This is a genomic window from Nostoc cf. edaphicum LEGE 07299 (assembly GCF_015207245.1).
Classification (GTDB): Bacteria; Cyanobacteriota; Cyanobacteriia; order Cyanobacteriales; family Nostocaceae; genus Nostoc; species Nostoc edaphicum_B.
On sequence record NZ_JADEXF010000010.1, the window covers coordinates 1 to 13,742 of the forward strand.

The window sequence follows — 13,742 nt, forward strand, 5'->3', positions numbered from 1 at the left end:
TAAGAGACAGGGTTAATTCTGAAATATAGCTTTATTCTCTATATAATTCAGGATTTATGAATCAACTATTAATTTACGTACGAGTTTGTATATAAATTGTCTTTTAAATATAATTTTTATTTGGAGCTAATGGTAACTCATAACTTGTAGAGGTGAGATTTTCACACTTTCTGAGAATTTACTTTACACCGAGTGGGATTTTTAAATTTTGGTGTGATGGAGAAAATTTGCTCAATTTACATGAAATATATGGTAGATATATTTCATGCCGATCGGCGTGAATCGAGGTTAAATATTTTACCTCACTAGCACAAACTCTTCTAGAGAAAAATCTTACTTCCCTCTTGAGTTAGATTTTGTGCATAGCAAAATGTTATAAATCTTTATGTAATGTGTGGACAAAAAAAACAAAATTTATGAAGACAAATTACAGCAAATTGCTGACCACGTTGGCAGGCATAGCAGGATTTACTAGTTTCAGCGTCCTCATTACTTTACCATCTGATGCGAAAGAGGTATTAAATCCTAACCCCAGTATTTTCAACGAAGCTTCTTATAACCAAGGTCAACGCCTTCAAGCAAACAATCAATACACACCTGCTGAAGGCGCTTCCCAAATAGAAAAGGGCAATACCAAACGCAGACAAGTAGCACAGAAAAGTGGTGGAGCGGTAAATCCCAGACCAAGTATTTTCAACGAGCCTCCCTATAACCGTGGTGGTGGTAGTGTTACACCTAGTGAACCTACACCCGTCACCCCAGGTACTCAACCTACTGAGACACCGACCACAACTCCACCAGCACCAGGGGCAACCAGCAATCAAGGCAAAAACTTGTTAGCCTTGGCAGAGTCAAACGCTTCCTTTACCACCTTGACCAAGGCTTTGAAAGCAGCAGGATTGACCGGAGCTTTACAAGGCAAAGATAACTTAACTATTTTCGCACCCACTGATGCAGCTTTTGCTAAGTTGCCAGCAGATGCTTTGCAAGAATTGTTAAAGCCAGATAACAAAGAAGTATTGCTCAAGATTTTAACTTACCATGTAGTGACTGGTAAGGTATTGTCCACTGATTTAAAGTCTGGCGAAGTTAAAAGCCTTGAAGGTGGTGCAATCAACGTTAAAGTTGATCCTGCTACCGGTGTAACTGTCAATGACGCTAAAGTAACACAGGCAGATATTACAGGTAGCAACGGTGTAATCCATGCAATCGATCAGGTAATTTTACCTCCTGACTTGTAGTTTTTAGATACCAGTACAACCTATAGCAGGCCAGGTTCGTATCAAGTATTAATAGGAAAAATCCCGTTCAGATGGTAATTTTGGACGGTTTTTTTGTCAGAAACAATTTTGAAATTTTTTAGAAATTTAAATGTCGGGTAGGTTAGCGCGGAAAGTACGGCCCATCAACAATCTAATAATGCCGTACTTTCAGCTAACACAATGCCAGTTTCTGAATGGAGGAAGCCTCCGCTCCTGACTCCACTACTTGGACTAAGTTCGAATTACAGGCTAGACATTACATCCCGTGCAACTGCTAAAGTCTGCTCAATGTCTTCTTCAGTGTGAGCAAAAGATGTAAACCCAGCTTCAAATTGAGAGGGTGCTAAGTAAATACCACGCTCTAACATCCCGCGATGGAAGCGTCCGAATTTGGCTGTATCAGACTTTTTCGCATCTTCGTAGTTATGAACTGGGCCAGCGGTAAAGAATAAGCCGAACATGGCGCTGATTTGACCACCGCAAGCTGCATGACCAGTTTCTTTGGCAATTTGCAGCAAACCATCTGCTAGTTTTTTAGTAATTCGCTCAAGAGACTCGTAAGTACCTGGCTTTTGCAGCAATTCTAAAGTCTTAATCCCAGCAGTCATCGCCAAGGGATTACCAGAAAGAGTCCCAGCTTGATATACGGGGCCGGCAGGTGCAACCATTGACATAATATCTCGGCGACCACCATAAGCTCCTACTGGCAAACCACCACCAATCACCTTACCCAAGGTTGTTAAATCGGGAGTGACGCCAAATTTTTCTTGAGCGCCACCGTAAGCAATGCGGAAACCTGTCATCACTTCATCAAATACCAACAACGCTCCATATTCGTGAGTTAGTTCCCGTAACCCTTCTAGGAAGCCAGCATCCGGTGCGATAAATCCAGCATTGCCGACGACTGGCTCAAGAATGACACCGGCAATCTCGTCGCGGTTTTCTTCAAATAAAGCTTTGACTGCTTCTAGGTCATTGAAAGGTGCAGTTAGAGTACTGCTAGTTGCTGCTTTAGGTACTCCTGGTGAGTCTGGCAAGCCAAGTGTGGCAACACCAGAACCCGCCTTTACTAAAAACGTATCGGCGTGTCCGTGGTAGCAACCTTCAAATTTGATGATTTTGTCTCGGTTGGTGAAAGCCCGCATCAGCCGCAAAACTCCCATACAGGCTTCAGTTCCAGAGTTGACAAATCTGACCATTTCGATGCTAGGAACGGCATCAATGACCATTTCTGCCAAAACATTTTCTAGGACTGAGGGAGCGCCGAAACTGGTGCCTTTTTCTAAAGCTTCATGCAATGCTGCAATGACTTCTGGATGAGCATGACCACAAATAGCTGGGCCCCAAGTGCCTACATAGTCTATGTATTTATTGCCATCTACATCCCAAATATACGCGCCTTTGACACGATCAAAAACGATGGGTTGTCCGCCCACAGATTTAAAGGCACGAACTGGAGAACTGACTCCTCCGGGCATGAGATTTTGAGCAGCGGCGAAGACTTCTTGTGATTTTGTTGTTTTAATTGTGGTATTTACCAAAGTTCTCTCCTAACAGTGGGCAATAAAAAGCTCTATCTTAGGATAGGGTCAAACACTGCTTAGAATTTCTATCCTATAAAATTAGCGGAACCAAAAAAATAACATTATGTTATGCAAGTCCAATGAAGACTTGACTTTAAATATTTAATTCAAAAAAAACATACCGACTGTTCTATTTTGAATGGTATCGTGAATCCATAAATTATTCTCATTAGAGCAAACTAGCTGGTATGTCTTCTAACGATTCGCGATCGCTGCATTACACTATCCCGGTTGAGAAAATTCGCTACGATGAACGGGGTCTAGTGCCTGCAATTGTCCAAGACTATCTAGATGGTACTATCCTGATGATGGCGTGGATGAATCAGGAGTCGCTACAAAAGACTTTAGAAACTGAAGAAACTTGGTTTTGGAGTCGTTCCCGGCAAGAATTGTGGCACAAAGGGGCGACTTCTGGACATATCCAAAAAGTGCAAAGTATCCGTTATGACTGTGATAGTGATGCCCTGCTTATCGGGGTAGAACAATTAGGAGATGTTGCTTGCCATACTGGAGAACGCAGTTGTTTTCACCAAATAGAAGGAAAAATTGCTGCACCACCAGGTGATACATTGTCGCAATTGTTTCAAATAATATGCGATCGCCGCGATAATCCTACTGAAAGTTCTTACACTTGTAAACTCTTTGCAGGTGGCGATAACAAAATTTTGAAAAAGATTGGTGAGGAAACCGCTGAGGTGGTAATGGCTTTTAAGGATGATGAAGCAGATGCGATCGCAGGTGAAGTGGCTGATTTGCTATATCATACTTTGGTTGCCTTAGCTCACCATCAAGTGGATTTAAAATCGGTGTATCGTAAGCTGCAAGAACGCCGTCAATAAAGAATGTAGGCAAATGAATGAGCGAGTAGGGGAAGTAAATATAAAACTTTGTTCCCCAACTTCGCCAGTCTTTAGAATTAGACAAGCGTATAGTTTTTTCTTGGCTATGCTGGGTTAACTTAACCGTGTACCTAAAGGTTGAACCTCTCTGGCTAAACCAATATGTGCCAATGATAATGAGATATGGTTAAACTTTACTCCAGCCAAAGCCCACTGAAGTTCAAGTGTCCCCACCCAGAAACGTGCGCGATCGATGACATCTGGTAACATCGGATAGTCGCTTTCCATACGCCGCACAATACTTTCTCCATAATTACTAAGTTGCACGGCAATATCACAAGCTGCATCTCCCAAACCAGCCGTACCAAAATCAATCAGACCGCTGATGCTTTCTGAAATTGGGTCAAACAGAATGTGATACACTGCTTTATCGCCATCGATCAGTACGGGTGTGTAGCTGAGGTCAAGTTCACCTGTAATTACGGGCGCAAAAAGTTCATGTATCCAAGTTTGCTGATGACGCCATAAGTGAGGAAAGAGAGTTTCCTTGACTTGATCATACAACTGCAACCAATCTTCACGAGAACGTTTTGCACCAGAAAAAGATATCCCAGCATTAACTAAAATTTCATAGGGGATGCTGTGCAATTGTAGGTGAAATCTGGCTAGTTGGGAGATGATACGCGCTTGTGATGCTTCACTCAGCTTCAGTAGGATGTTACGAGATAGCGGTTCACCTTGAATAAATCTGTAGCTAGCAAAGCCTTCTTCTAGGTGTTCAAAGTGCGGAACTCGCAGTTCAACATACTTTTGCACCACTTCCAACACCTTAGCTTCATGGGAAAGTACCTGTTTTCCCCAATCATCTTTGGCAAAGCGACATACCATCTCATGATTAACAATCACCACATCGTTAACCATTCCATCTTGATTAAAGTCAAGATGCTTAACAGAGATATTGGGATAGATAGCACGAATTTTTTCGAGATACGAGGAAGGAATATTCACGGTGGATTATGACGCAATTACAACAAACAAAAAATCAAAATTTATTGGGCTTTTAGTCCAATCGCAGCGATTTAAATTATTTGTCCGTTTGTTGTATCAACGTACCACTATGATTTCGCTCCCTATAAAATAGCTAAACATGAGTATAATACCACTTTGGTGATTACTCAGCCAAAATTCGATTGAGATACTGTAAAATTGCCACAGCGATCGCTACGCTCAAGATGAAGCCTAGCCAGTAACTATTGGTAATAATTTGTGGTTGATCTAATGCCCATCCACCCAAGGGATGACCAATAAAAGAGCCAACAGCCCAGCATAAAGCGTTGATGGAAAAATAAACGCCGCGTTGATTTTCCGGGGCTAACTCAGTTACTAAAGAGGCAGCAGATGGGGTATAGGAAACAATCGCCACAGCAAATACTCCCAATGCCAATGTTACCCAAAGCAGATGATGAGATGGGGCTATCCCGCTTACCCAAATCAGCCCAAAACTAATTGCCCAGAAAATCGCAGAAACAGTAAGTGCGAGTGTGTGAGAACAACGTTTTAAGATGCTGGTAACAGGTAACTGACAAATAATTGCGAACACCAGATGCCAAGCAAATAGTCCGCTAATGGTAGTTTCAGTAAATGCCTTGGCAGTACTTTCGACAAGGACAAAATTTTTGAAGTAAAGCGGCAGGGTGCTGTGGATTTGAGAAATATAGATTGTAAAGAATATATTAACTGCGATGTAGACCAGGAAACGGCGATCGCTTAATACTGCCATCCATGCAGTAAAAAGTTCTGTTTTTTCAGATTCCTCTATCTGCTGGTGTTCTGTTTCATTAATCCCTACATAGACAACTCCAAAAAATACCATAAAAGAGATGGCATCAATCACAAATAGCCAGCGATAACTCCCAATTATCGCGATCAAAAACCCAGCCAGCAGAATTCCGATCGCTAACCCCAGATTATCAGCTAGTCGGGCGATACCTTCGGTGAGCTTCGCTAACGCAAAAGTTTCCCGGCGATTATCAATTTGGCTAGCGTCAGCAACCACAGCTTCAGCCGCCGGCCAATAGAAACCTATCCCTAAACCGCTAATCAAGCTACCGATTACCAAAGAAGTGAAATTATTGGTTGCAGCTAAAACTAGAGAACCAATTGCTGAAATCGCCGTCGCTAGCAACAAAGTGCGGCGGCGTCCCCAATATTCAGAATCAGCCAAAGAACCACCCGCAATCCGCCCTACGATGCCGGAAATCGAAGCGCTACCCAAGGCTACCCCAACACTGGTTGCAGATAAACCAAGCTGATTAACAAAAAAGATGGGGGCGTAAAACAGGGTAAAGCCGGTACCAACTTCCGAGAGAAATCTACCAATTGCGAAAATCCAGACCTGGGGATGTATCGAGGGCAACCACGATGATAACTGAGATTGAGAAGCTAATTTCATGAGTTTAAATGTCATAAATTGATGACATTTTTGTAATTCTTATCATTGGTTACTATTTTCCTCACTCATTCCACAGGGTTTCCACAGGGATTTTAGCAGTTTTCCACAGGTGCTATACGAGCTAATAGGCTTCTTGCTGTCTTACTGGGGATTGTTGATTACAAGTAGCAAAGAAGTTTAAGGACTGAGTTTTTATGAAGTAAAGTAACAAAAAATAGGCTTAAATACTGATTCTTTCGTTCGTATTTATTTTTTATACCATCGTTTTTAACATTTCGCAGCATTGACAAACCCACCCCCTCTTGGCGCACAATGATGCGGCTTGCTTTTATAATTCCGTTCAACCGTTGGCATCAAATGTGTAAAATATATTACCAGCAGATGTAAGCGCAGATTGTCGGGATAGCGAAAGAGCGTGTAAAGCCCTAAACCGCTTTACCGCAAGCAACTTGTCCCTCTTGATTATCCTCATAGGAGGAAAATCTCATGAAATCAACGGTTAGCATCTTTACAGAAATTCCTGAAACACTCCACGAATCCTTAAAAAACTACTTAGAAACCCATCCCGATTGGGATGAAAACAGAGTATTGACGGCGGCACTATCATTGTTTTTACTCCAAAATGGAGATAGCGATCGCCGTGCTGCTCGAGTCTATCTGGAAACTTTGTTCCATCACTCCACAGTAGAAATGCCCTGTACCGACTCACCAGCAACAGCTAATTTACTAGACACCCCATAGCTACTGGTTACAAAGGGCATTATTCCCCTATTTATTAATGGGCACGCCATACCGTGCCCCATTAACGGGGTTTTAAGCTAATAGCGATCGGCAATATTACAATAAAAAAGATCGGTAGATTCCGATCGATAAAAAAGTTCTAATAGTTTCTCTTATTGCCAAAAGTATTTGGTAATAGAGCGGAATTTACCTTTGTTCTCAGTCTCCAACCGAGAATACCTATGTTGAGGCTGCCGCTTCCCTGACTTACGGCAGCAGCTCAATAAGCAGTATTTCCAGACAGAGGCTAGAAACGGGCTTTTAAGGGGACTTTAGCTTAAGTTGACTACCAATGCACAACTATGTACCCTATGAACTCCAATCTCAGCACCGTTATATCTACCAAAACGGTTACATACCAATAAATATTTTCCAGTGGACTCTCTTTACTGTCCACTATCTTAAATAGATAGATAAATAAATATCTCAAATCACTGTTTGGCGTGTATTTGAGGAATATCTACTTATTTTGATTATCTAAATTTGTCTGTTAGTAAAACTAAGAAAATTCACCAACCACTACCCCAAGAGTCAACAGTCAAGAGTTAAAAAACTCTAGACTATAAACTCAGGACTTGCCTTCCAACTGCTGGGGGTGAGCAGCAGATTCAAACTTATAGCCTACGCCACGTACAGTTTGAATTAATGCTGGCTGACTAGCATCAATTTCAATCTTCTTGCGAATTTGGCCGATATGAACATCTACAACCCGCTGGTCGCCGACATATTCATAATCCCACACCTCTTGGATTAGCTCTGCCCGCCGCCAAACTCGGCCTGGATGACTAGCTAAAAAATGTAACAAGTCAAATTCCAGAGCAGTTAAAGGTACTGGTTGGTTATTAAGTGCTACCTCCCGTCGCACTGGGTCAATCATAAGTTTTTCAAATACCAAGCGTTTCTGCTCGGCAGTAGTTATCACTCGCTGACGCCTCAAAATAGCTCCGACTCTAACTTCTAGCTCTCCTAGTCCAAAAGGCTTGGTGAGATAGTCGTCAGCACCTTTTGCAAAGCCGCGAATTTTATCAGCTTCGTCAGCACGGCTAGTCAACATCAAAACAAAAACACCATTACGACTTTGCATCTCTTGGCAGAGGTTAAACCCTGTGACATCTGGTAAATTCACATCTAGAATCACCAAATCGGGGTTAAATTGCTCAAATAGATTTAAGGCTGTCTTTCCGTCTTCGGCAGCCTCCACCTGATAGTTCTGTTTAATCAAAAAGCGTTGGATTAAATTCCGAACCGCAGGGTCGTCGTCAACTACAAGAATCTTGGCAGGAGCCATGACCATTACTTTGCACAAAAATTCGTAAGATTAACAAGAGAGTTGCGTAAAAACGCAGTTGCCACTTTAGGACTAACTAAGAATCTACATGGCTACGGTATAACAATCCCGATTATTCTAAAATAAATACTCTAATCAGGATTGTGGGCAATGAGAAGGCGAAACTTCTGTTAGCCAACAGTATATAAGCGCTCTGACTTGAACTGCAACCGTTCTTGATAGCAAGACACCTTCTCGATCCCAGTTAGGTGGTAACTTAAAACGTTTCAATTTTAAATCGATATGTGGATATATACCACAAGCGATTATTCAGTATAATTAAAAAAAACTATTTTAGGGCACAGTAAGTTGCCAAGTTTGAAACATTAAAGTTGATTTTTTCATAAAAACCATGACTTTTAGGTACTCTCCGTTCAAATTCTAGATTAGAGCCAGAATTAGACAACGACATGAGGGTATACACGGAGTTATAGCAATATGTTAAAGTGACTATAGTTGAAATTACAAAGTCGATCAAACTAACCCGTGCTACTATCCTGGTAGGGCATATAAATAGGTCGAGACTTTAGTTTCGATCGACATAAAACCTAAAACTGTTTTTTATTCGATAAAAGACTGCCGCTGATTGAGGCTGAAGTAACAAACTCCCATGAGCGATCAAAATCCCTACGAAAAACTTGGGGTATCAGAAGAGGCTAGCTTCGATGAAATTCAGGATGCTCGTAATCGCCTATTCGAGCAACATAATGGCGATGCCAAGCATTTAGAAGTGATTGAGGCGGCTTACGATGCGATTTTAATGGATCGCTTACGGATGCGCCAGGAAGGAAAAATCAAAGTCCCTGAGCGGATACGGTTTCCAGAGTTGCGAGTGCAATCGCCTCCTAAAGAAAGTCCAACCCCTCGTGAGCAGTCACCTGCATGGCTGCAACGGATGCTGGATCAGCCAGCACCTGCGGATATACTCTTACCAGGAGCTTGGTTTCTCGGTTTGAGTTCTATTAGCCTGTTCTATCCAGAGGGAGGCGATCAGGTTTTGCAGTTAGCATTGGTGGTTGGCGTAGGCACTAGTATTTACTTTCTTAATCGCAAGGAAAGCAAATTTGGCCGAGCAGTTTTGTTCACCCTGGTCAGTTTAATAATTGGCCTAATCGTTGGGGGACTAGTTGCTAGCTGGCTCTTACCACAAATATCATTTCTCAGTCTGGAAACGAATCAGTTCTCTACTGTAGTGACGTTTATATTGTTGTGGTTAGTTAGTAGTTTTCTACGTTAAACTACTGCCTTAAGCAGGTTTCGATAAAGAAGACATGGTTTATGTGTGTTCTTCTAAAATAAAAAGTCAGGAGTCAGAATACCTATTCTGACTCCTATTTTAATTTGCAACCTTAATTGCTTCTACAGAGCCTTTTTAGACAAGATATTTAGCTTTTAGAACTAAATCTACAGCAGCGCTAAAATCCTGAACAATTAAGTCGGGGTGGTAAAGTTCTAGTTGGGTGCGATCGCGAATCCCGGATTCTACAGCCATTACCTTAATACCATAATTTTTCGCAGCGGTGATGTCGGCTTCCGTATCTCCCACCATCCAGGTATCAGCAGACGGGGGCAGTTCTTTTAATGCCCTAGCCATTAACAAGGGTTTATCTTCAATATCACGAGTCTTCACGTAGTCCTTACTCAAGCAATAACAACGATTTTCCGGGAAAAATCTCCCTAAATCGTGTTTTTTGAAAGCATAATCTAGTTCTCGAACTCGGCGCATGGTCATAACTGCTAAATCAATTCCAGCTTGTTGAATTTTTAACAGTGCATCCACAGCACCAGGTGCGAGAGTGTCATAGTTAAAATAAGGTTCTGTATGCACCGTTTGCCGTCTTAGTTGGGCGAATTCTTGAGCTTGGGCTTCGTCTAACCCGGAATTTAAGGCGATTTGTTTTTCGGGAACACGCGATCGCTTTAACTGCCAAAATTCCGCTTTCGGAAGTTCTTGCACTACTTGATCTGGGCGACGGGTTTTATCTAAGCAGAATTGATAAACACGGTAGTACCGTTCGGAAACATCAATAATTGGGCCGTCGAAGTCAGTAATCAGTCTTAGCATCGGCGGTAAAAGTTAATTTTTATTAAGTTTATCTCAGATGTATGGCTATTTTTTGAGGGTATTAAGTCTAGCTAAAGGTTTTTTGTAAACTCTTTTTAAGAAAGTATCGACGATGACCTGGAGGAAAATCTTCTAACTCTCCAAAAACTTCATATCCCAAGTGCTGATAAAATTCAGGAGCTTGGAAGCTGTAAGTAAAAACATATACGTTTAAACAGCCATGACTAACAGCTTCTTGTTCTGCTGCCAAAAGTAGTGCTTTTCCATATCCATCACCTCTTAACTCCTCTGCAATCCAGAGAGTAGCAATATGGAACCATCCCAAGCCAATAAAACCTTCCAAGCCACCCACTACATTTTCTTCTGAATCACGAAGCAATAGAAACAGTGGCTTATATTGGTAATCTCCAATCTTACTTACATTAAATTCCTGAAGTTGCTTGTCTACAAAATCAACTTGTTTGGAGTCTGGCTGAATTTCAATTGAGATTTTGTACTCAGGCATCATTGCAAAGTACCGCGTTTGATTTGTTCGCTTTCAATGGCTTCAAATAAAGCACGAAAGTTACCTTCGCCAAAACCTTGAGCTTGGAAACGGCGTTCAATAAACTCAAAGAAAAATGTCGGCTGTTCAAATATTGGCTGGGTAAAAATTTGTAGTAATAAAGGCGCGGTATTTCCCTCCTCTAAAGGAGTACATTCTTGCCAGTCCACTAGAATTTCCTGTTGAGCGATCGCTTCTAGTTCTAGAGGTGATAGCGTAATTCCTGGTCGCTGTTTTAGTTGCGAGTAGTAGGTTTGCGGAACCGAGAGTAAGGATAAACCACTGGCACGAAATTTAGCGATCGCACTCACAAGATTAGTCGTCCGCAAGGCAATATGTTGAATTCCTGGCCCCCGATTGACATCTAGAAATTCCTGAATTTGAGAATTCTTGGAAGCCGGTTCATTAATTGGCAATTGGACGCTACCGTTATGTGAAACCATCACCTGGCTGTGTAAAGCAGAGCGATTGGTTTTAATTTTAAATGCCTGCTGGGGTTGAAAATTTAGAATTTTTTCGTACCAAGCCACAGCACGATCCAATTCACCAACTGCCACATTTAACACTATGTGATCTATGGCGGTAAAAGTGTTGTCATTAGTTATTTGTCCTTTGTCATTAGTCATTTGTCCTTTGTCAAAAACCAATGACAAATGACCACTGACTAATGACCTTTCTATCAAAGTATGAGTCAGTCCACCCCAGGCGGCAATTTTGCCACATTTGATCAACGCCGTACCTACCTGACGTTCCTGGATGGGTTGTAAGATTGTTGCACCGTGTTTTTGAGCTAGTGCGATCGCGCCTTCGACATCTTCGACAGCAAAAGCGACATCTGCCACACCAGGTGGATATTGACGCAGAAATTCAGCTACTGGACTTGTAGGCAACAGGGGTGAAGATAGAAAAAAGCAGACACTACCATTTTTCACCACTTCTGTACAAGTGTGAAATGAACTGATGCGATCGGTTGCTGCTTGAAAACCAAGATGGCGTACAAACCAATCTCGCCACACTTTGGCATCTTCTACATAGAAATGAACGTGATCAATTTTCATAGATATTGAAAATCAAGCATAACAGTTTATATATCTGTAAATTTTGCCTTTTTTGCTAGATTTTCACTTCTTTCCTAAGCAAGAATTATGTAAGCGTACTCCCACTCTAAAAGAATAAATGACTATCAGGTTGAATGTTAATTTCCATTGGTACAGCTTGAGGTTCGGCAGAAAGGGCAAAGAAAATCGCATTGGCAGCAGTTTCAGGACTGAGCATTTTTTTACGGTCTACTTTTAGGTTGACGTTATCCCAAAAAGGAGAATCTACCCCACCAAAGTAGAATAGCGTGAACTTGATACCAAAACGCTTGAGTTCCTCTGCCATGCACTTGCTAAAACCGACAACACCAAACTTAGAAGCCGAATAAGCCGCTGCCATCCCCATCGAATGCTTGCCCAGAATTCCTACTACATTACAGATGTGACCAGACTTGCGCTTTTGCATCTCTTCAGCAGCCGCCTGAGTAGTGTAAAAGCTACCTTTTAAGTTGACATCTAACATTTTGTCTAAATCAGCGGGTTCTAGGCTGTTGTAGGGCTTGAGTATACCAGCACCAGCTGCATTCACTAAAATATCAATTTGACCAAACTCAGCGATCGTCTTTTCTATCAAAGTATCTACCTGTTGGGGGTCAGTAATATCGGTGGGAACAGTGAAAACTTGTCCTGGGAAATCAGCAGCCAATGTGGTTAAACGAACTGTATCTCTCGCAGCCAGTACCAACTGGGCTTTGGTAGGTGCAAGTTTTTGTGTTAAAGCTGAACCAATACCACCAGTAGCACCGACAATAACAACAACTTTATCCTGCATCGTATTATTTACATTTCTTTACATCTTTGTACATAATACTGAATTATAGGCTCAGGTTGTACGTAGACATCTAAAAAGTATCTATTCGGAGAATAGCGGCATTACCTCATATTCCTTGCCATTCATTTTTAATGTAAACGTGGGAGATGATTTTAGATATTTGGTAAAATTGGAACCTAACTTTAATTTTTTAATAATTGAATTAGGAGATTCTCCGGTTATTCTCCGTAACTCTGAGCCTAGTTTGGACACAGACACTTGAGTTTGGGGAGACTTTGTTTGTATATCTTGAAGAATCTTTAATAATAATTTATCTAATGTTTTTTCATTAGGGATTTCCGCAGAATCTTCTTCTTGAATTGATTGTGCAGATAAATTATCTATAATAGGGGTAATTTCTTCAATTTCTGGTTGCTTATGATTAGATTTATTAGTGATATTGGATCTTTCTTGAAATAAACTTGCAATAGTTGTTAACCTGTGTAATCGAGTATTGATTGAGTCTTGTTCGTTTTTAATTAAATCTTGAATTTGCTCAACCACTTTTTCCAAGGATGGAACTTCTGTTGCCATTGCTAAAGAATAATGAGTTAATTTGCCAGTATTTCGGTTTTCTATATGCAAAGTTTGCCCTTGTCTACGTACCCAATAGACAATTAATCCTTGGTTTTGGAGTTCATTGCAAAGGTGAATTAAAATTCCATCGCTAGAACAGACTAATATTTCTTTAACTGTTGGATAAGAGCGTACAATACAAGCACCGAAAGCAATCATTTTTGCATCAGCACTATCCTTACCTTCTGGTACATGGACAAGTTGATAGCCACGGTTATATAGTTCAATATCTTGCTTTCCAATACTTGGATTTTTCCAGTTAGCAAATGCCATTTTAAATTTGAGAGGATACTTGCAAACACTAGCTAAAAATAATTCTGAATTAATATCTAATTTTAAGTTCTCTGCATCCAAAAGTAGAAGTGATATTCCTGTTTCTAATTGATGTTTTGTTTCAGCTTTTGGT

12 protein-coding genes and 1 pseudogene are annotated in these 13,742 nt (G+C 41.1%); 4 read left to right on the forward strand and 9 right to left on the reverse strand.

Going from position 1 to position 13,742, the window contains the following annotated elements:
* The first annotated feature begins 416 nt into the window (after positions 1 to 416).
* Positions 417 to 1,241 carry a fasciclin domain-containing protein gene (locus tag IQ229_RS00570; RefSeq protein ID WP_194040350.1) on the forward strand — a complete coding sequence of 275 codons (825 nt, stop codon included), beginning with the start codon at positions 417 to 419 and terminating at the stop codon, positions 1,239 to 1,241.
* Between the two features lie 263 nt (positions 1,242 to 1,504).
* Here IQ229_RS00570 and hemL read toward each other — a convergent pair whose 3' ends face one another.
* Entirely contained in the window at positions 1,505 to 2,803 is a 1,299-nt protein-coding gene (hemL, locus tag IQ229_RS00575) for a glutamate-1-semialdehyde 2,1-aminomutase (protein WP_194040352.1), read from the reverse strand.
* A 230-nt stretch (positions 2,804 to 3,033) separates the two neighbouring features.
* On the opposite strand from hemL, the gene hisIE reads away from it, so the two are divergent.
* Complete coding sequence (gene hisIE, locus IQ229_RS00580; RefSeq protein ID WP_194040354.1) at positions 3,034 to 3,684, forward strand: bifunctional phosphoribosyl-AMP cyclohydrolase/phosphoribosyl-ATP diphosphatase HisIE; 651 nt, start codon at positions 3,034 to 3,036, stop codon at positions 3,682 to 3,684.
* Positions 3,685 to 3,798: 114 nt separating this feature from the next.
* On the opposite strand, the gene IQ229_RS00585 is transcribed toward hisIE, so the two are convergent.
* Both IQ229_RS00585 and IQ229_RS00590 read right to left on the reverse strand, forming a co-directional pair.
* Complete coding sequence (locus tag IQ229_RS00585; RefSeq protein ID WP_194040356.1) at positions 3,799 to 4,692, reverse strand: phosphotransferase family protein; 894 nt, start codon at positions 4,690 to 4,692, stop codon at positions 3,799 to 3,801.
* A gap of 163 nt (positions 4,693 to 4,855) precedes the next feature.
* Complete coding sequence (locus tag IQ229_RS00590) at positions 4,856 to 6,136, reverse strand: MFS transporter (protein WP_228012921.1); 1,281 nt, start codon at positions 6,134 to 6,136, stop codon at positions 4,856 to 4,858.
* Positions 6,137 to 6,622: 486 nt separating this feature from the next.
* Between IQ229_RS00590 and IQ229_RS00595 the strand changes: the two are divergent.
* A pseudogene (locus tag IQ229_RS00595) lies at positions 6,623 to 6,814 on the forward strand (DUF2811 domain-containing protein); the annotation flags it as partial.
* Between the two features lie 670 nt (positions 6,815 to 7,484).
* Here IQ229_RS00595 and IQ229_RS00600 read toward each other — a convergent pair.
* Positions 7,485 to 8,204 (reverse strand): response regulator transcription factor, encoded by a 720-nt coding sequence (locus IQ229_RS00600; RefSeq protein WP_194040360.1) that lies wholly within the window; start codon positions 8,202 to 8,204, stop codon positions 7,485 to 7,487.
* A 649-nt stretch (positions 8,205 to 8,853) separates the two neighbouring features.
* On the opposite strand from IQ229_RS00600, the gene IQ229_RS00605 reads away from it, so the two are divergent.
* On the forward strand, positions 8,854 to 9,480 hold the full coding sequence (locus tag IQ229_RS00605) for a CPP1-like family protein (protein ID WP_194040362.1): 627 nt from the start codon (positions 8,854 to 8,856) through the stop codon (positions 9,478 to 9,480).
* A gap of 135 nt (positions 9,481 to 9,615) precedes the next feature.
* On the opposite strand, the gene IQ229_RS00610 is transcribed toward IQ229_RS00605, so the two are convergent.
* From IQ229_RS00610 to IQ229_RS00630, 5 genes are all read right to left on the reverse strand, one after another.
* Positions 9,616 to 10,308 (reverse strand): HAD family hydrolase, encoded by a 693-nt coding sequence (locus tag IQ229_RS00610; protein WP_194040364.1) that lies wholly within the window; start codon positions 10,306 to 10,308, stop codon positions 9,616 to 9,618.
* Between the two features lie 67 nt (positions 10,309 to 10,375).
* Positions 10,376 to 10,816, reverse strand: coding sequence for a GNAT family N-acetyltransferase (locus IQ229_RS00615; RefSeq protein ID WP_228012923.1), 441 nt, complete (start codon positions 10,814 to 10,816; stop codon positions 10,376 to 10,378).
* Positions 10,813 to 11,910: a 4-hydroxyphenylpyruvate dioxygenase gene (gene hppD / locus IQ229_RS00620; RefSeq protein ID WP_194040366.1), complete on the reverse strand. Its 1,098-nt coding sequence runs from the start codon at positions 11,908 to 11,910 to the stop codon at positions 10,813 to 10,815. The genes IQ229_RS00615 and hppD overlap by 4 nt, the downstream gene beginning before the upstream one ends.
* Before the next feature lie 106 nt (positions 11,911 to 12,016).
* Complete coding sequence (locus IQ229_RS00625; protein WP_194040368.1) at positions 12,017 to 12,721, reverse strand: SDR family oxidoreductase; 705 nt, start codon at positions 12,719 to 12,721, stop codon at positions 12,017 to 12,019.
* 81 nt (positions 12,722 to 12,802) lie between these two features.
* A partial coding sequence (locus tag IQ229_RS00630) for an NYN domain-containing protein (RefSeq protein WP_194040370.1) occupies positions 12,803 to 13,742 on the reverse strand: 940 nt, incomplete at its 5' end.